At 66.5% G+C, this 17,488-nt stretch carries 13 protein-coding genes; 4 read left to right on the top strand and 9 right to left on the bottom strand.

Features of this window, described 5'->3' with window-relative positions; all coding sequences use genetic code 11:
* The 5 genes from D0C15_RS14875 to D0C15_RS14895 form a co-directional block, all read right to left on the bottom strand.
* Window positions 1-1,224 (bottom strand): NAD(P)/FAD-dependent oxidoreductase, encoded by a 1,224-nt coding sequence (locus D0C15_RS14875; RefSeq protein ID WP_116045490.1) that lies wholly within the window; start codon window positions 1,222-1,224, stop codon window positions 1-3.
* Window positions 1,225-1,226: 2 nt separating this feature from the next.
* Window positions 1,227-1,418, bottom strand: coding sequence for a ferredoxin (locus D0C15_RS14880; RefSeq protein WP_116045493.1), 192 nt, complete (start codon window positions 1,416-1,418; stop codon window positions 1,227-1,229).
* A complete protein-coding gene (locus D0C15_RS14885; RefSeq protein ID WP_116045495.1) occupies window positions 1,418-2,860 on the bottom strand; it encodes a fatty acid desaturase in 1,443 nt (480 codons plus the stop codon). Before D0C15_RS14885 ends, D0C15_RS14880 begins: the two co-directional genes overlap by 1 nt.
* A 104-nt stretch (window positions 2,861-2,964) precedes the next feature.
* Window positions 2,965-3,390, bottom strand: a complete 426-nt coding sequence (gene tsaA / locus D0C15_RS14890; RefSeq protein WP_116045497.1) for a tRNA (N6-threonylcarbamoyladenosine(37)-N6)-methyltransferase TrmO — start codon at window positions 3,388-3,390, stop codon at window positions 2,965-2,967.
* 116 nt (window positions 3,391-3,506) lie between these two features.
* A complete protein-coding gene (locus tag D0C15_RS14895) occupies window positions 3,507-5,147 on the bottom strand; it encodes a pectate lyase family protein (protein ID WP_116045499.1) in 1,641 nt (546 codons plus the stop codon).
* A 260-nt stretch (window positions 5,148-5,407) separates the two neighbouring features.
* On the opposite strand from D0C15_RS14895, the gene ilvA reads away from it, so the two are divergent.
* Window positions 5,408-6,646, top strand: a complete 1,239-nt coding sequence (ilvA, locus tag D0C15_RS14900) for a threonine ammonia-lyase IlvA (protein ID WP_116045597.1) — start codon at window positions 5,408-5,410, stop codon at window positions 6,644-6,646.
* Here ilvA and D0C15_RS14905 read toward each other — a convergent pair.
* From D0C15_RS14905 to D0C15_RS14915, 3 genes are all read right to left on the bottom strand, one after another.
* Window positions 6,630-7,751: a winged helix DNA-binding domain-containing protein gene (locus tag D0C15_RS14905; RefSeq protein ID WP_116045501.1), complete on the bottom strand. Its 1,122-nt coding sequence runs from the start codon at window positions 7,749-7,751 to the stop codon at window positions 6,630-6,632. The genes ilvA and D0C15_RS14905 overlap by 17 nt on opposite strands.
* Before the next feature lie 140 nt (window positions 7,752-7,891).
* Entirely contained in the window at window positions 7,892-9,442 is a 1,551-nt protein-coding gene (locus D0C15_RS14910; protein WP_116045503.1) for a S8 family serine peptidase, read from the bottom strand.
* Between the two features lie 198 nt (window positions 9,443-9,640).
* Window positions 9,641-12,517 (bottom strand): helix-turn-helix transcriptional regulator, encoded by a 2,877-nt coding sequence (locus tag D0C15_RS14915; RefSeq protein WP_162830083.1) that lies wholly within the window; start codon window positions 12,515-12,517, stop codon window positions 9,641-9,643.
* 233 nt (window positions 12,518-12,750) lie between these two features.
* Here D0C15_RS14915 and D0C15_RS14920 point away from each other — a divergent pair, with 233 nt between their 5' ends.
* A complete protein-coding gene (locus D0C15_RS14920) occupies window positions 12,751-14,283 on the top strand; it encodes a S8 family serine peptidase (RefSeq protein WP_162830084.1) in 1,533 nt (510 codons plus the stop codon).
* 138 nt (window positions 14,284-14,421) lie between these two features.
* Here D0C15_RS14920 and D0C15_RS14925 read toward each other — a convergent pair whose 3' ends face one another.
* On the bottom strand, window positions 14,422-15,018 hold the full coding sequence (locus D0C15_RS14925; RefSeq protein ID WP_116045508.1) for a TetR/AcrR family transcriptional regulator: 597 nt from the start codon (window positions 15,016-15,018) through the stop codon (window positions 14,422-14,424).
* Window positions 15,019-15,037: 19 nt separating this feature from the next.
* Here D0C15_RS14925 and D0C15_RS14930 point away from each other — a divergent pair, with 19 nt between their 5' ends.
* Both D0C15_RS14930 and D0C15_RS14935 read left to right on the top strand, forming a co-directional pair.
* Window positions 15,038-16,042, top strand: coding sequence for a carbon-nitrogen hydrolase family protein (locus tag D0C15_RS14930; RefSeq protein ID WP_245975810.1), 1,005 nt, complete (start codon window positions 15,038-15,040; stop codon window positions 16,040-16,042).
* On the top strand, window positions 16,042-17,394 hold the full coding sequence (locus tag D0C15_RS14935) for an APC family permease (RefSeq protein WP_116045513.1): 1,353 nt from the start codon (window positions 16,042-16,044) through the stop codon (window positions 17,392-17,394). The genes D0C15_RS14930 and D0C15_RS14935 overlap by 1 nt, the downstream gene beginning before the upstream one ends.
* Window positions 17,395-17,488 lie beyond the last annotated feature (94 nt).

Genomic DNA, 17,488 nt, shown 5'->3' on the forward strand with positions numbered 1-17,488 from the left:
CTAGGCAGTCGCGGAGGCCTTCCCCGCGTCGGCGAATGCCAAGGCCTCCGTCCAGGGTCCGCTGTCCGCGATCCGCTTGCGGTACTTCATGATTTCCTTCGGCCGGTCCACCGTGAGCGCTCCGGCGATCCGGTCCCCGCGCCGGTAGAGCGCGACCAGGCCCGCGTCGTCCCGACGGAGGACCGCGACCTCGTCAGCACGAGCGGTGCCGACGAACTGCAGCCGGTGGGCGTACCAGTCGGACCAGAAGTACGGCACCGTCGCCAGTGCTCTCGCCCCCGCGGGGTCCACGGCGTGCCGCGCCGCGGCCGCTCCCTGTTCCGCCGCATTCGTCCAATGCTCCAGCCGCATCAGCTCGCCGTCGAACAGCGGGTTGGCGACGTGCGCGACATCGCCAGCCGCGTACACCCCCGGCGCGCTGGTCGCGAGGGTCGCGTCACACACCACTCCGCGATCGGATTCGTGCAGGTCGACACCACTGCCTTCCAGCCATCCGGTGGCCGGAGTGACGCCGATCCCGAGAACGACCAGGTCCGCGGGGAGTGCGGCCCCGGAGTCGAGTCGTACGCCGGTCACCCTGCTCCCGGTGGACTCGATGCCCGAGACGCCGGTGCCGAGGCGAAGCTCGGTGCCGTTGGCGCGGTGCAGTTCGGCGCACGCCAGACCGGCCTCGCTGCCGATGGCTCGGCTCAGCGGTACGTCGAGTGCCTCGACCACTGTGACCGGCAGGCCACGTCCGCGCGCGGCCGAGGCTACTTCTGAGCCGATGAAGCCGGCACCGATCACCACTGTTCGCGCACCGGCATCCAGTCCATTTCGGATCGACACAGCGTCGTCCTTTGTGCGCAACGCGTGTACTCCCGCGACGCCAGCCGTACCCGCAAGCGAGCGCGGCGTGGCGCCGGTGGCGATCACCAGCGCGTCGTATGGCAGCCCCATTCCCGCGACCGTGACTTCGCGGGCGGTGGTGTCCAGTCCCTCGGCCGGAGCCCCGAGCAGTAGGTCGACGTCCAGCTCCTCGCGCAGCTCGCGTTCGGGCCGGAACGGCACCACATGCGCCGGGCCGTCCTGCCGGAGGAACGCCTTGGACAGTGGCGGCCGATCGTATGGCAGGTGCTCCTCCGCGCCCACCAGGACGATCTCCCCGGTAAAGCCGTTGCGGCGTGCGGACTCCACGGCCCGGAGGCCTGCCAGTGACGCGCCCACGATCACGAGCCTGCGCATGGTCAGTCCCGCAGACTCAGTGCCAGCACCGGGCAGGAGTCGACGGCGGCCGTCAGATCCTGGCGGTGTTCCTCGCCGGGGTGTTCGTCGAGGACGAGCATCGTGCCGTCGTCCTGTACCTCGAAGAACTCCTGGGCCATCGCCTCGCACATGCCGAGACCCGCACACTTGTCCCGATCGACCTCGATACGCATCACGCACTCACCGTCCCCGGTACGACGAAATCGATCTTCTCTCGGACCCCGCAGTCCGGGCAGCACCAGTTGTCCGGAACCGCTGACCACGGGGTGCCCGCGGGAAACCCCTCCCTTGGGTCGCCGACGGCCTCGTCGTAGACATAACCACATCCAGGGCACTGGCCGCCCCGACGTGTCGCTGCCTGCCGAATGTCCTTTCCGGACTGGTGGTTGCCGGCCGCATGGCGGCCGGGCGGATCGGCCGTCGCGGCGGGTGCGGGATACTTCGCCAGCACCTTTTCCCTGTTGTGCGGCGAGATATTGGCACCGCGCACATCGTCGTCGAAATGTGCGAGTACGCGCGGATCCATCACCCTGCGCCAGAGCGGCGGGACGAGCGCGAGCACGATCATTCCCGCGTACCCGGTGGGCAGTACCGGGGATTCCTCGAAGTCACGCAGTGTCTGATAGCGACGCGTGGGGTTGGCATGGTGATCGCTGTGCCGCTGCAGGTGGTAGAGCAGCACATTGGTGGCGATGTTGTTGGAGTTCCAGCTATGGCTGGGGGCCACCCGCTCGTAGCGCTCCTTACCGCGGCTGCGCACCTTCTGGCGCAGCATCCCGTAGTGCTCCATGTAGTTGACGACCTCGAGCAGGGAGAACCCGACGACCGCCTGGAGCAGGAGGTACGGCAGTATTCCGACACCCAGCCACAGCAGCATCGCGCCCCAGAGGACGGCCGACATCAACCAGGCGTTGAGCACGTCGTTGCCGATCCGGAACGGGTGCTTGTCGTGGCGGGCGTATCGCCGCTTCTCGAGCCGCCACGCGCTCCTGAGCGAGCCGAAGACCGTGCGTGGCCAGAACCGGTAGAAGCTCTCGCCGAACCGGCTGCTCGCCGGGTCTTCCGGTGTCGCGACCCGTACATGGTGGCCGCGGTTGTGTTCGATGTAGAAATGGCCGTAGAAGCTCTGTGCCAGAGCGATCTTGGAGAGCCAGCGTTCGTGACTTTCCTTCTTGTGGCCGAGTTCGTGCGCCGTGTTGATGCCGATACCGCCGATGGAACCGATGGTGGCGGCCAGGCCGATCTTGTCGACGACAGCGAGATCACCAGTACTGATCAGCCAGAACCCGACGACGAACCCCGCGTACTGGATGGGCAGGAACAGGTACGTGATCCAGCGGTAGTAGCGGTCGTTCTCCAGCGCCTCGATCACGTCGTCCGGCGGGTTGGAACGATCCAGGCCGGCCAGCAGGTCGATGGCGGGGACGACCACGAGAATCACGATCGGGCCGATCCACAACCAGACACCCCAGCCGGTCAGCGCGTGCAATCCCAATGCGGCGAACGCCAGGGACGGCACTACGAGGCCGATCAGCCACAGGTATCGCTTCTTGTCCCGCCACTGGTCCGTGGATCCTTCCAGGATCGTGCCAGTGTCCTTGCCGAGGCTCGTCATATCGGACCTCCCGCGTCGTTTTACAGAACCGTAGCGGATGTAAAGCTGACTTGACAAGGTCTGGCGATTTGTAAAGTTGAACGTATGCGCGCGTCCTCGCCGGCTCAGCGCTCGGCGATCTGTCGAAGAACGGGTTTCACATCCAGGACCGGGGTTCCGTCGATCGCCTCGAGGCCGCGCACCACGATGACCCCTTCCTCGGCGTCCGGCACCTCGACGATCGTCACCGTGTGCAGACCGATCGGATTCGGGCGATCCGGGGATCTGGTCGAGAAGACTCCCCGGGGGGACCGATTGGCGTCGCTACGTGGACGCACCGAGAGCACGTCCCGGCGGCCGAGGTGCAACCAGGTCAGGAGGACCACCTGTTCTCCAGCACGCAGATCCGCCGCTGCCACCTGTAGTTCGGGCAGGAAGACGACTCGTGCCTCCGGCGCGCCTTCGTCACCCTGTTTCGGCGCGTTGCTCCGGTCGGTCAGCGGGGAGCGTACCCAGCCGATGGGCCGCAGTTGGTAAGCCGATTCGCTCATGTCACCTCATTGACTCCGGGACCTGCTTGCTGCGCCGAGAAGTTTGACGCGGCAAGGGGGCAGCGGCAACCAACGGCCGAGCCGGTCCGCGAGGTCCGTCTACGCGCTCAGCCGGACTAGAGGCGGTCGGACAGTTGCGCCCGGTACAGCGAGGAAGGTTCGAGTCCGCCGCGGTTCGTGCCCTCGATATGGCCGGCGGGCTGGTCGGTCCAACCGTTGCCGCTGGCCTTCCCCGCCGTGCCGATCGCGTAGTTCTGTGCGGTGGGTGGTCGTTGCACGGCCACGTGCTTACCGTTGTCGACCGTGCAATTCCAGGCCACGCTGTGCACCGAGGACCAGCCGTGCCCGGTGCCAAGGGCACCTCGGCAGTGCAGGGCGATCACGTGCCCGCGTCCGCTGTTGCTGTCGAGTTCCTTGATGTTGTCGAGCAGCAGACCCTGGCTCCACCGGTGATGGCCGCCGCTCTCGCTGTATCCCTCTTGGTTGAATCCGTCCTGCCAGACGCAACCGGAAGTGCGGCTGGTGCCATTGGAAACGAAGGCGTGTCGTGCGTGGGTGGCCCACAGTCCCTGAAACAGCACCTGCTGGGCCAGCGCACCAGCATTGAAGTTGTACCGCCTGCCGCCCGCGATCCGCGATCGGGGATGGCTGGCCCGGACATCCCGCACTGTCACCCGGGTGGCCGCACGAGTGTCGATTCCCGCGAAGCTGAAGTGCAGCACGGTGACATCCCGGACCCATGCGTCCTCCACCCGCCGCAGCCGGATGCCGCTCTGTGCGTGGTTCTCGTCCTCGGCACTCGCAGCCTGAATGTCCACCCGCAGTGACTCGACGCCGACGTCGCGGACCAGTTCGGTGTTGTCCCACACGTATACCGAGGATCGCGCGAGCGAGCGGTCCAGCTGGTTGAAGACGGGGGCGCAGACCGTGATCTCGTTTCCCTGGATGTCTCTGACGTAGCGGTTGTAGATGATGGGCCGTTCACCGACGCCCCACGATGGCTGGCTGCCGGTTCCGCCGCCGTCGATCGCGCTCAGCCACTCCTTCGTGCAGGGGTGCCTGATGATCAGATTGTCGCCGATCGAGAGGCGGGAGGCATCGGCGACCGTGAACGTCCGGGAGCCGACCTGAACGAACTCGGAGGTTACGTCGGTGCGAGTGCCCGGGACCTCGGTGGCCCACTCGTCGGTCTGCCCGCCGACCTCGATCACGTACGTCTGCCGGGAGTCTCCGGTCGCCCTGATGATCGTGCCGATTTCCGGGTCGACACTCTCGCCCGAACCGCGCAGCACTACTCCGGTCCGGTTCACCCGGATCGTGCCGGAGACGCGGTAGGTGCCGGGACGTAACAGGACGGCACCACGATGGCCGTTCCCGTCCGGCTCGCGCTGGCCGACCTCGTTCAGAGCGGCTTGAATATGCGCGGTGTTGTCGCCGGAGACAGGGCGGATCGTCAATACCGCCGGTACCTCGGGAAGCGGTGTCTCGCCGTTGCGGTAGCCGGCAAAGCTGAAATCCGGAATGCGATTTCCGTTCGAATCTGGAACATAGACCAGCTTTCCGTCATCGCCGTAGTGCAAGATTTTCGACTGCCATCCGGCGGAGGGTCCGGATGGTGCGCCTGACGCGGGGCGAGTGCGCGCCGCGGCCGTGGGAGCCGGAAGCAGCGGGCTGGTTGCCGCGGCTGCGAGGAGTACACCTCCTGCGCGGAACAGTTCGCGTCGAGTGTGCGGATTTCCGGCCTGCTCGTGATGCACGGCTGCCTCCTTCACGGATACGGAACTGACGCGAGCGTAGGACAAAAAGGACGGGACAATCAGCCGCGAAAGGACGGGAATCTGGGTTGAGGTCGTGGTTGGGTTTTGTTGACTGATTGATGAGCGCCACCGCGCGGGCCTGCCGGGTCGCTCCGGCATCAGCCGTTGCACAGTGGACGCTGGCGGGCCGGTAGACTGGTGGACTGCACACAGGACAGGAGGACGGGACGGTGTCCGATAACTCCTCGCATACGGGGTTGGTGAACGCGGCCGACGTCGCCGCGGCCGCGGAACGGTTCGCGGGCGTGATCTCGCCGAGTCAGCTGCAGCGCAACGAGCGGCTGTCGGTCCGGTACGGGCTCGACATCCGGCTCAAGCGCGAGGACCTCAACGCCGTCCGGTCCTACAAGGGACGTGGCGCCTACAACTTGATCAGTGGTCTTCCCGTCGAGCAGCGGGAACGCGGAGTCGTGTGCGCGAGCGCGGGCAATCACGGGCAGGGCGTCGCGTTCGCGTGCGCATCGCTTGGCGTCACGGCTCGGGTTTACCTGCCGAGGACGACCCCGAGGCAGAAGCGGGACAGAGTCGCGACCCTCGGGGGCAGGCACGTCCAGATCGTGGTGGAGGGCGAGACGTATGACGAGGCCGCCGCGGCGGCGCGCGCGTACTCGCAGGTTTCCGGCTCCACCTTGATCCCCGCTTTCGATGACCCGCGGACCATCGCCGGGCAGGGCACGGTGGTCAAGGAGATCATCGAACAGCTCGGGCACCCGCCGGACGCGATCATCGTCCCGGTCGGCGGTGGCGGCCTGCTTGCCGGAACGCTGACCTGGCTGCGCGAAAACCATCCCGAGGTGACGGTGATCGGGGCGGAACCGTTCGGCGCCGCGAGTATGGCGCTCGCGCTCGCCGAGGGAGGGCCGGTACCGCTGGCCGATGTCGATCCGTTCGTGGACGGTGCCGCGGTGCGCCAGGTAGGGCAGCACACATATGCCATCGCGGCGCAGTGGCGGCCGCGCCTCGTCGCCGTACCCGAGGGACAGCTCTGTGTGGAGATGCTGGATCTCTACCAGTCGGACGGGATCATCAGCGAGCCCGCGGGAGCGCTCGCGTCGGCCGCGCTCGGGCTGGATCTCGGCCTGCAGGAGGGGGCGACGGTTGTCTGCATCCTCTCCGGTGGCAACAACGACGTGAGCCGGTACGCCGAGATCGTGGAGCGGGCGCTCGTGTTCGAGGGCCGCAAGCACTACTTCCTCGTCGAGTTCCCGCAGGAGCCGGGAGCGTTGCGCCGGTTCCTCGACGACGTGCTCGGAGCCGACGACGACATCACGCTCTTCGAGTACGTCAAGCGCAACAACCGGGAGACCGGCCCGGCCCTTGTCGGGATCGAGCTGGGAGCGCCGGAGAACCTGGAGCCCATGCTCAAGCGGATGGACTCCGCCCCGCACCGCATCGAGCAGGTCTCTCCGGACAGTCCACTGTTCACGTTCCTCGTGTAGCACGCGGGGGACCGGAGGACGCCAGAACCTCGACGCTTCGATGGGCGGCGCCCTCGCCGAGCATGCCGAGCATGTTCTCGCCCTCGGCCACCACCGCCGCGCGATCCCGGCGAGTCAGTGGGGAAAGCGGTGTGACGTGCAGGGTCGCCGTCTCGTCCTCCGCCGAGACCTCCCAGGTGCCTGCGACCCGGCCGTCGACGAGCAGGAACCGGGCGCCGCTCACGCTGAGTCCTCGGTGCTCGGCGTCGATGATCCGGCTCCGGTCGTCGAAGGCGAGTACGGCGTTGTCGAACGCGGGCAGGAAGCGTGGCGGCGCGGGGGTGTCCGGATCGGGCAGGGCACCGTCTGGCACGTCGAACAGTTCCCGGCCGCGGGTGTCGCGGAAGGACCGCAGCTGTGGCCGCAGTCTTCGGATGGCTTCACGAAGCCCGCTCAACCCCGACCACGATCGGATGTCCGCGCTGGCCGCGGGTCCGTACGCGGCGAGGTAACGCAGGATCAGGTCGTCCACCGTCTCCGGGGACGCCGCGGGGAGCGGACTACCCAGCCAGGCCTCGATGGTGGTGTTCCGCGCCGCGCCCTTCTGCCCCCAGATGCCGCGCGGCGGCACCTGCACCAGTGGCACGAGCGAGCTGAGCGCGTCGCCGAGGTCGCGGGGCGTCGCGCCGGGCCAGCGGTCGGCGAGAGTGCGCCCTGCGTCGGATACCGTGAGCGGTTGTTCCTCGAAGAGCGGCCGGCCGGCCAGGGTCAGTTCGGCGAGGTCGACCTCGGGCAGTCGCCTGCGCAACGTCGAAACCATCCGCGCGACCAGCATCGACTGATGTACCGGACGAAGTACGAGGCAGTCGCGGGCGGTGACCAGGTGCAGGGTCCGGCGCATCAACAGCGTGCGAACGGCTCTGCGGCCCTCCAGTAGCGCGACGAGCTCGGCGGGTTCGAACGCCGCCAACCGGCTCCACAGACCGACGTACGGCTCCAGCGGCTCCTGCGCCTGCAACCCCATCAGTCGCTCGAGCGCGTCCTCGGCGGTCATCTCATGCCTGCGCAGCAACAGCTGGCGTGCGAGCAGGGCCCGGTTGAGCGCCCGAGCGTCGAGCACGGTCATGGACACAGACTATCGGCGCCGCGTGCTTCGGTGAGCGGTGTCGTTGGCCGACGAGCGCGGACCCCTTCGTTGGCACGGGAGCATGCGTGAAAGGGGCGGGGCCGCCGTTGTGGTGGCCCCGCCCCGGGTGTGGTGGGTGGTCAGGCTGGGAAGCAGTAGGCGGAGGTGCCGAAGTCGTAGCACTGCAGGGTGCGTTGGGTGCTGTCGGTGTTGCCGTCGTTGTCGGTGACGGTGAGGGTGGAGGTGTGGTTGCCAGCGGTGGCGTAGTCGTGCCGGGTGGTTTCCCCGGTGCCGGTGTTGCCGTCGCCGAAGTCCCAGGCGTACGAGGCGATACCGGTGTCGTCGGTGGAGGCACTGGCATCGAAGGCGCAACCGGTGTTGAACCCACACTGCACCGTGAAACTGGCCTCCGGAGCGTCACCCGGCGGGTTCGGGTCCGGGTCGCCCGGACCGTCGCCACTCAGGTACGAGGTGTTGAGGAGCTTGTTGGGTGAGCCGTACTTGATGTCGGTGAGTACGTCGGTGGTGGCGTTGCCGACGAGGGCATCGCGCACTTGCTGCGAGGAGTCGGACGGGCTGATGCCCAGGTGCAGCGCGGCGGCACCGGCCACGTGCGGGCTGGCCATCGAAGTGCCGTCAATGGTGCGAGTTGCGGTGTCGCCGCCGATCCAGGCGGAGGTGATGTCGGTACCCGGAGCCCAGATGTCCAGGCAGCGGCCGTAGTTCGACTCCGCGCCCGGAATCTCCGGCCAGGTGGAGCGTTCGTCGCGTGCGTTGGACGCGCCGACAGTGATCACCGCGGAGGCGCTGGCGGGGGAGGAGTTACAGGCGTCCTCGTTCGAGTTTCCCGCGGCGACCACGGTGGTGACGCCGGACTCCATCAGGTTGGTGGCGGCCCGGTTGACCGAGCTGTCGGTGGTGCCGCCGATGCTCATGTTCGCCACGGCCGGCTTCTGGGCGTTGTCCGCCACCCAGTCCATCCCGGCGATGATCACCGAGTAGGCCCCCCGGCCCTCGCAGTTGAGCACCCGCACGCCGACGAGGTCGACGTTCTTGGCCGCGCCGTAACTCCTGCCGCCCACGGTGCCCGCCACATGCGTGCCGTGCCCGTTGCAGTCGTTGGCGTTGCTGTCGTTGTCGATGAAGTCGTAGCCGGAGCTGGCCCGGCCCTCGAATTCGTTGTGCGTGGTGCGGATACCGGTGTCGATGACGTAGGCGGTGACCCCCTGACCCGCGCTGTCGGGGTAGGTGTACTGATCGTCCATCGGCAGGTTGGCCTGGTCGATCCGGTCCAGACCCCAGGTGGGGTTGTTCTGTGTCGCGCTGGTGGTGGCGATGGCGTCCTGCTCGACGTAAGCCACGTCCGGGTCAGCCGCCAGGCGCAGCGCCTGCTGCTCCGACATCTTCACCGAGAAACCGCGCAGCACGCTGTCATAGGTGAAGGTGACTTCGCCGTCGTACTGGGCCGCCAGGCTCGACGCGGCCTGGTTCACCGTCTTGGCGCTGACCTCGGATTCCTTCAACACCACGATGTAGCTGTTCGGCACCGTGTTGGCCGCGCCCGCGTTGCGTATCTCCCCGGTGTCCTGCGCCATGGCCGCGCCGCTGGTCCCGAAGCCGGCCAGGGCGGTCGCCCCTGCCACCACAGTGGCGCAGAGCAATCTCCGCCGGGACCGATGATGTACACGCATCAGTTACTCCAATTCTCACAATCGAGTGAACAAACACTCGGCAGGTACCGTCATGCCGAGACGACGATCACGCTATGTAAGCAGTTGCGACGCGTGTTTTTCCATACGTAGACGCACGCAACTAATTGGCGAAACGATACGTACGATTGCGGAAGCAAATACAGAAAACCTGACAAGTGAAAACTGAGCGTTGAATCGTCATTCGGGGTTGAGGTGAATACTCGCTCCTGAATGGGCCAGTGCGACACGGGTTTGCAATCCCAGCTTTCGAAGAGCCTTCGCCACATGTTGCTCGACCGTCCGCGGCGAAAGGAACAGTGCCTCCGCTATCTGTCGATTAGTGAGGCCCTGGGCGGCCAGTCGGGCGACGTCCCGCTCCCGTGGGGACAGCGCGGCACCGTAACCCTTGCGCCCACGTTTTCTTTCACCGTCCTGGAATCGGCCGAGAGTTCGCTTGCACCGGGTCATGTCCCGTTGCAGGCCGAGTCGTGTGTAGGTGTCGAGGGCACTGGTGAAGTACCTGGCCGCATCCGTTGTGTTCCCGGCCTGCGCGGCGAATCGGGCCGCCGATTCATTCGACCTGGCAGCGGACAGCAGACTGGGTAACTCCGCATATAGCGCCGCAACCTCGCCGAAATGAGTCGCGGCCTCATCCGCCCCGCCTTTCCTCGCGGTGATGAACGCCTGGCACTCAGCAGCGGCAGCCGACGCGAGTGGCGCGTCGCAACCGGCGATGCCTGCGGTGTATTCCTCGGAAAGGCGGACAGCGTCGTCGATGCGGCCACTGCGCACGAATGCCTGTACCGCGACCGGCGCGAGATCTGCGGCCCAGACCCAATTGCCTTTACGGCGCATCCGATCAATTCCGGCTTCCGCTTCCGTTACCGCGGCGGCGACAGCGCCCTGTGCCAGACGCAACGTGGTTTTTCCCGCGTCGGCCGCCGCGAGGATGGGAAAGCTGCCTCCCGCGGAGGAGGCGGCCTTGGTGAACTGCTCGGTAGCGACGGGCCAGTCGCTGTGCGCGAGTGAGACCCAGGCGAGCGCGAGCCAGGCTTCGGCGGCGAGGAAGTGGCTTTCTCCGGCGGTGTGGATCATTTCTCGCGCATGCGTGCCCAACGCATCCCAGTTGCCGGTGAGCGCGTCGAGTCGTAGCCGTGTACCGGTGGTCAGCAGTGACAGGTACGGGTCCTCATCCGTCTCGATGAGCTGACCGGCCTTCTCGAGGAAGTCCTTTGACTGCTGGAAATGTCCGTTCCATGCCGTGCCGTCGGCGAGATTGACGAAGGCACGCGTCAACTGCTTGCGAACCTTGCCCGAAGCATCCTCGTCCCACAGGCCGGCCACCACGTCCCAGACGGAGGGATCGGCGCGCTGAATGAGCACGGTGACGCGATTGGCGAGCAGGTTCATGCGGAGTTCGTCGTCGTTGTTGTCCCGCGCGATTCGTTCGGCCTCACCGAGCCAGCGCAGGTTCGCCTCGACCGGGGCCGGTCCGAACGACGGCATCGTCAGGCTGGCCAGACCACGCGCCACGAGTGTGGCGTGCCGCTGCAGGTCATCGATGGCCAACTCGATCTCCGTGGTCCCGGCCTCCACCAATCCCACCTGGTTGATCAGTAGCCGACCCAGGTTCAGCCGCACCTCGGCACGAGTGGCACGGCTCAACCGCTCGTCCCGCAGTACGGCACGTAACCGCTCGATCGTGTGGGCCTGCACGATGCCGTGGGAGGCCTCGCAGCTGAACCGGACGGCGAACGTGTTGCGGGCAGGCAGCGGAAGGTCCGGATCGTCCAACGCGTCTTCCAGCAGGATCAGCGCGGAGGCTACGTCGCCCGCGCCCATGGCGAGGTCGACGGCGGTGCGGGTGTGGCGCGCCCATGCCTCGAAATTCCCTGCCTGCCGATGATGCTGCGCCAGCCGCAGTTCGGGCGGGGTGGACGACGCCGCCAGCAGTTCGGCCGTCCGAGCGTGCAGGAGTCGGCGTGGCGGACCGGGCACGGCGGCGTACACGACATCTCGGGCCAGGGGAGGTCGAAACCCGTATCGTCGATCGGCGGTTTCGTGGAGCAACCCGGCGCGCAATGCCCGCACCACGCCATCGGCCACCCGGCGCGCGGGAAGCCCGGCAACGGTCGCGATCTCGCTTTCCGTGGCAGGTTCCTCCAGTACCGCTATCGCACTGAGCACGGCCACCGAGGTCGGTCCCAGTTCGGAGACGCGCAGGCCCAGGCGATCACACAACGACCGTGGCGGGTCCAGTGCATCGAGCAGTTCCGGCCTGAGCTCGTTACGCGTCGGCGGTGCGGAACCGAGGCGGCGGCGTAGATCCGCCAGCAGTTCAGCCACCAGTCGCGGGATCCCAGCGGTTCGCTGGTGTAGTTCGTCGGCGAACCCGACCGGTACCGCCGAGAGTTCGAGCAGGCTTGCGGCCATCTCGCGCACCTCGGCGGGGGCGAGAGGACCCAGGGCGATCCGAGTCGTCGCCATGCCGGCGACCGATTCGACGACTCGCGGTGTGGGGTGGCCCGCCGAGATCTCCTCGGGTCGCAAGGTGAGGATGACGGACAATTCAGGTGGCGGACTGCGGGTCAGGAAGATCAGCAGGTCCGCGGTCTCCTGGTCGCACCAGTGCACGTCCTCGACGACCAGAATCGCCTGCCCCAGCCCGCCCAGCAGTTGCCGGATCGAGTGGAACGCCTCGTTACGGCCGGACATCGGTCCGTTGAGGGCGGCAACCGCGGATTTCAGCTGTCCGGTGGTCGTGTCAGTTCCCGAGGTGACCTGCCGCAAAGCGTCGACGATCGGGCCATACGGAAGCGGCGTGGACAGTGGCAGGCAAGCACCCGTCAGCACCTGGCGGTTCCGGTGTCGCGGATGCCGGAGCGCTTGACGGACAAGTTCGCTCTTGCCGATCCCGGCCTCGCCCTCCACTCGCACGACTTTCGGCGGGGCGGACAGGGAGTCGAGCAGGCGGGCAAGCTCATCCGAACTGCCGGCGAAGGTCTCGGCCGTCGACGCCCTGCGTTCCCCACGGCATCCGGCCGTGGCGGCTGAGCTGGAACGCAGGAGGACCATCCAGGGAGCGTAGGCCGGGTGATCGCCCGGTCGATACCTTCTTTGGCAGGTTGCTTGGGCGGTCCTGTCGCAATAGATGCGTATCCCTAGAAAGCGGAGGTTTGCTTGTCTCCGCCTCGTTGCTCGCCAACAGTGTTGAGCACTGTGACCGAGGTGAGTGGCCATTGTGGAGGTCGTTCGCATTGTGGCCGCGACACCTTCGACGGTCGATCTCACTTTCTGGAAGGGACGCAATGAAGCGAGAGAGACATCTGTGGAGAAGGCTGCCGGCTGCGGCCGTCCTCGTCACGACAGCCGTGGCGATGGCCGCGGCTTCGACCGGCCCCGCCATCGCTGCCGCACCCGAGGGCGACGTGGTGCAGACGGCCGAGCACGTCGACGGTAGCTACATCGTGGTGCTGAAGGAGGGAATGCAGGCGACGGCGAACGCGTCGGCGATAGAACAGGCGTCGGCATCACTCGCGGCGCGATATGGCGGTTCACTGAACGACACCTACACCGCGACAATCCACGGCTTCTCGGTCCGCGGGCTGTCCGAACAGGACGCCGGGCGACTGGCTGCCGACCCTTCGGTGCGCACCGTGTACGAGGACGGCATCACCCGCGGCATCGGCTCCCAGCAGAACCCGCCTTCCTACGGAATGGACCGGGTCGACCAGCGGAGCTCGTCGCTCGACCAGACATACAACTACAGCAACTCGGCCTCCGACGTCACCGCCTACGTCATCGACACCGGGATCGCGCCGTCGAACCCGGAATGGGAAGGCCGGGCGAGTTACGGCTACGACTTCATCGACGACGATCGTGAGGCCCAGGACTGCCACGGGCACGGCAGCCATACGGCGGGCACCATCGGGAGCAAGAGCTACGGCCTGGCAAAGCAGGTAGACATCGTCGCCGTCCGTGCGCTGGGTTGCGACAACGCAGGGCCGGACTCGGCCACGGTGAGCGCGATGGAGTGGGTGGCCGAGAACGGCACCAAACCGGCCGTGGTGAACATGAGCCTGGGTATGTACGACGTGGGCGTCGGCGACGAGCAGGTGAAGAGCCTGGTGGATCAGGGATTCGTCGTGGTGGTCGCGGCCGGTAACAGCTCGGCCGACGCGTGCGGTACCAGTCCCGCGCGGGTTCCCGAGGCCATCACCGTCGCGGCCACCGATCGCCGCGACAACCGTTCGAGCTTCTCCAACTACGGCAGCTGCGTGGACCTGTTCGCGCCGGGCAGCAACATCACCTCCACCGGGATCAACAGCGGTTCGTCCACGATGAGCGGTACGTCGATGGCCAGTCCGCACGTGGCCGGTGCCGCCGCCATGTATCTGCAGACCGACCCGTCGGCGACCCCGGCGAAGGTTGCCCAGGAACTCGCCAGCAACGCCACCGACGGTGTCGTGGGCAACCCTGGTAGCGGCTCGCCGAACCTCCTGCTCTACACCGGTTTCATCGGGGGCGATGAGCCGGGTAATCCGGATCCGGACCCGCCGGGTGACGCTCCGGAGGCCAGTTTCACGGTGCAGTGCGGGTTCAACACCGGTTGCGCCTTCGATGCCAGTGCCTCCACCGACGACACCGGTATCGCCTCGTACGCCTGGGACTTCGGCGACGGCAACACCGGCACCGGGGAAACCACCCGGCACGACTACGCCACCGCTGGCAACCACACCTCCACCCTGACCGTCACCGACAACGACGGCAACACCGACAGCACCCAGCGCACCCTGCAGTGCTACGACTTCGGCACCTCCGCCTACTGCTTCCCAGCCTGACCACCCACAAAACCCGGGGCGGGGCCACCACAACGGCGGCCCCGCCCCGGCGCAGTTCTGTACACGTGGCAGGCGGCTTCTTGTTCTCACGGACTGAATGCGAGGCGGGGGTCCTGTTTGGACGCGTTCAGCTACCTGTCATATCTCGGCTCGGGTGACGGTTCGAGCGTGCAGGAGTAGCCACTCTTCGATGTCGTCGGGGGTCGCGGCGCCTACCAATGTGTCCAGTGCGTAGCCGTCCTCGAGTGCCACGAAACTGCGTGCCAGCACAGGCGCGGCCGCGGTGAGCCGGAATTCCTCGGCGTGCTCGCCGGCTTCGAGTACGCGCTGGTAGAGGGCGGTCTGCTGGGCCACGAACGCCCGTTGCAGCTCGGTGGTGGCTTGGTTGCGGAGCGCGACGGGCAGCAACTCGAACAGCAGGCGCGTGGTGTTCTCGGTGTCGTCGTCGCGGGGGAGTCCTGAACGGATGCAGGCACGCAGTTGCTGTACGGAGCCTGCTGCCTCCGCGATCTGCTCTGCACGGCGCTGGCAGTAGACGGCACTCGCGTGTTCGAACACGGCAGCCAATAGATCTTGAATGTCCGGGTAGTAGTACAGCACCGATGCCGGGGTCAGGCCTGCTCGCTCGGCGACGTCGCGCAGTTTCGCGGCGGCCGATCCATGTTCGAGCACGGTCTCCGCGGCGGCGTTGACCAGCTGGGCTCGTCGTGCGGTCTGGTTCTTCGGGCGGGGCATGCCTGGATCCTCGCACGTCATGAAGTCGTTGGGGGTTGACAACCAGAAATTCATTAAACAAACTTCGTTTAATGAATCCGACCCACAAGGAGGCCTCATGAGGCAACCGCTGCCCATGGCCCTTGTTCAGGCCCCCGCCTGTCCGGGGAGTGACTTTGCCGAGTTCTCTTCGAGCCTGGAACAGCTCGTCCGTACCTCTCCGCACGTCAGTCTGGTCGTCTACCCCGAGTTGCATCTGTGCGCCGATCTGCCGGTAGGGGGTGCGGCCGCGGCGATGGAGGCGACCGCGGAGCCGCTGGACGGGCCCCGCGATCGTGCGCTGGCCGAGCTCGCGGGCGATCTCGGGATCTGGTTGGCACCCGGAACGGTGTATGAGCGCGGCGCTGACAACGAAATCTTCAACACTGTTTCCGTGTACTCCCCCCAGGGGAGGCGGATTGCGTACTACCGCAAGATCTTCCCGTGGCGGCCCTACGAAACGACGACGCCGGGCTCGCAGTTCGTGGTGTTCGACATGGCGGGTTTCGGCCGCGTCGGGCTGTCTATCTGTTACGACGCCTGGTTCCCCGAACACGCCCGCCATCTCGCGTGGATGGGTGCCGAACTCGTCCTCAACCTGGTGCGGACACCGACGGTCGATCGGGCGCAGGAAACCGTACTTGCCCGCGCGACCGCGATCACCAACCAGGTCTTCATCGGCAGCGTCAACGCGGCGGGTCCCGACGGACTGGGCCGGAGTCTGCTGGTCGATCCCGAGGGATCCGTGCTCAGCGAAGCGCGCGGTGATGAAAGCGTTGTCCTGGACGCCACGGTGGATCTCGCAGAGGTGACCAAGGTTCGTGAGTACGGCACGGCTGGCTTGAATCGCATGTGGAGCCAGTTCCATCCGGAGGACACACCACTGTCGCTGCCGTTGTACGGCGGCCAGATCACCCCGGGCACTTGGAACAGCGGTCACGGTCCACATGCGAGCACGTCCGGCGCACCTGCCGTCGTGGCTGTCTCGGCCGAGGGGAGTTCGTGATGTCTTCCCAGAACAATGATCTCGTCGCCAAGCTCACGTTGCCCTCGGTCGTGCTCATCGGTGTGGCCTATATGGCACCCGTCATTGTGGTGACCACCTTCGGGGTGATCGCGTCCACGACGGACGGCAGTGCGCCACTGGCCTACATCTTTACCACCGTCGCGATGCTGCTGACCGCACTCAGTTACAGCAAAATGGCCCGGGCGTTCCCGAAATCCGGGTCGGTCTACACCTACGCACGCAGAATGCTGGGTTCACGTATAGGTTTCCTGGCAGGGTGGGCCATCCTGCTGGACTACTTCTTCCTGCCCATGGTCGCCTGGCTGATCCAGTCGATCTATCTCAATGCGCAGTTCCCCGCCGTTCCGGTCTGGATCTGGCTGATCATCAACATCGTCCTGACCACCGGCATCAACATCGTCGGCATCGTGCTCACCGACCGGGTCAACAAGACCTTGATGGCGCTGACGCTCACCGGCATCGTGGCCTTGGCGACCGTGTGTGTGCATTACCTGTCCACCACCTCGACCGGGCCACCGGCCGACGCGTTCTGGAACTCAGGAACCACGGTCACCGCGGTCGTCGCCGGTGCCGCCATCGCGGCCTACTCGTTCCTCGGTTTCGACGCCGTCAGCACGCTCAGCGAGGAAACCCACCAACCACAGCGATCCATCCCGAGAGCGATCGTGCTCATCGTCGTCATCGGTGGGCTGATTTTCGTGACGATGTCGTTCCTGCTGCAATGGGTCCACCCCGGAGGGCAGTTCGACAACCCAGAGGCCGCTGGGTACTCCATCGCGGCTCTGGTCGGCGGTACGACCTTCGCCAATGTCGTCAACGTCATCGGGATCACCGGCGGATTCGCGTCCGGACTGGCGATCCAGGCGAGCACGAGCCGCCTGCTCTACGTCATGGGTCGTGACGGTGTGCTTCCCCGCAGCTTCTTCGGTCGCCTGCACCCGAAGCTTCGTACTCCAGTGCCGAACCTGCTGCTCATCGGCGTCGTCGCGATGATCGCGCTGACCCTGAACCTGGACCTGGCCCTGTCGTTCATCAACTTCGGCGCCTTTCTCGGCTTCACCCTGGTCAACGTCTCGGTCATCGCTTACTTCATTCGCCATCGGCACCGATCGCAACGGCCCTCGCCACTGGGGTACCTGCTTGTGCCCGCCGTCGGCGCGGCCGTGAACGTGTACCTGTTGAGCCAGCTCAGCTCCACCGCGATCTACCTCGGTCTCGGCTGGCTGGCGCTGGGAATCATGTACCTCATCGTTCTCACCAAGGGACTTCGGCAGCCCGTGCCCGAGTTCGCCATGACAGACAAGCCAACTCAGGAGCCAGCGCCGGTGTAACAGGTCATCCGGGCACCCGCCACGCCGCCGAGCGCCGATCAGGGATCACGCTGGCGTGGCGGGTCGCCCGGTGCCGGTGAAAGCCGTGGTCAGC

It is taken from the genome of Amycolatopsis palatopharyngis (genome assembly GCF_003385185.1).
In the GTDB taxonomy this organism is placed as follows: Bacteria; Actinomycetota; Actinomycetes; order Mycobacteriales; family Pseudonocardiaceae; genus Amycolatopsis; species Amycolatopsis palatopharyngis.

What these genes read in the sequence shown, in the direction of transcription:
- D0C15_RS14910 (WP_116045503.1), bottom strand. Translation starts at nt 9,442, where the DNA reads ATGCGTGTACATCATCGGTCCCGGCGGAGATTGCTCTGCGCCACTGTG.
- D0C15_RS14885 (WP_116045495.1), bottom strand. Translation starts at nt 2,860, where the DNA reads ATGACGAGCCTCGGCAAGGACACTGGCACGATCCTGGAAGGATCCACG.
- D0C15_RS14880 (WP_116045493.1), bottom strand. Translation starts at nt 1,418, where the DNA reads ATGCGTATCGAGGTCGATCGGGACAAGTGTGCGGGTCTCGGCATGTGC.
- D0C15_RS14905 (WP_116045501.1), bottom strand. Translation starts at nt 7,751, where the DNA reads ATGACCGTGCTCGACGCTCGGGCGCTCAACCGGGCCCTGCTCGCACGC.
- D0C15_RS14930 (WP_245975810.1), top strand. Translation starts at nt 15,038, where the DNA reads ATGAAGTCGTTGGGGGTTGACAACCAGAAATTCATTAAACAAACTTCG.
- tsaA (WP_116045497.1), bottom strand. Translation starts at nt 3,390, where the DNA reads ATGAGCGAATCGGCTTACCAACTGCGGCCCATCGGCTGGGTACGCTCC.
- D0C15_RS14875 (WP_116045490.1), bottom strand. Translation starts at nt 1,224, where the DNA reads ATGCGCAGGCTCGTGATCGTGGGCGCGTCACTGGCAGGCCTCCGGGCC.
- D0C15_RS14915 (WP_162830083.1), bottom strand. Translation starts at nt 12,517, where the DNA reads ATGGTCCTCCTGCGTTCCAGCTCAGCCGCCACGGCCGGATGCCGTGGG.
- D0C15_RS14935 (WP_116045513.1), top strand. Translation starts at nt 16,042, where the DNA reads ATGTCTTCCCAGAACAATGATCTCGTCGCCAAGCTCACGTTGCCCTCG.
- D0C15_RS14920 (WP_162830084.1), top strand. Translation starts at nt 12,751, where the DNA reads ATGAAGCGAGAGAGACATCTGTGGAGAAGGCTGCCGGCTGCGGCCGTC.
- D0C15_RS14925 (WP_116045508.1), bottom strand. Translation starts at nt 15,018, where the DNA reads ATGCCCCGCCCGAAGAACCAGACCGCACGACGAGCCCAGCTGGTCAAC.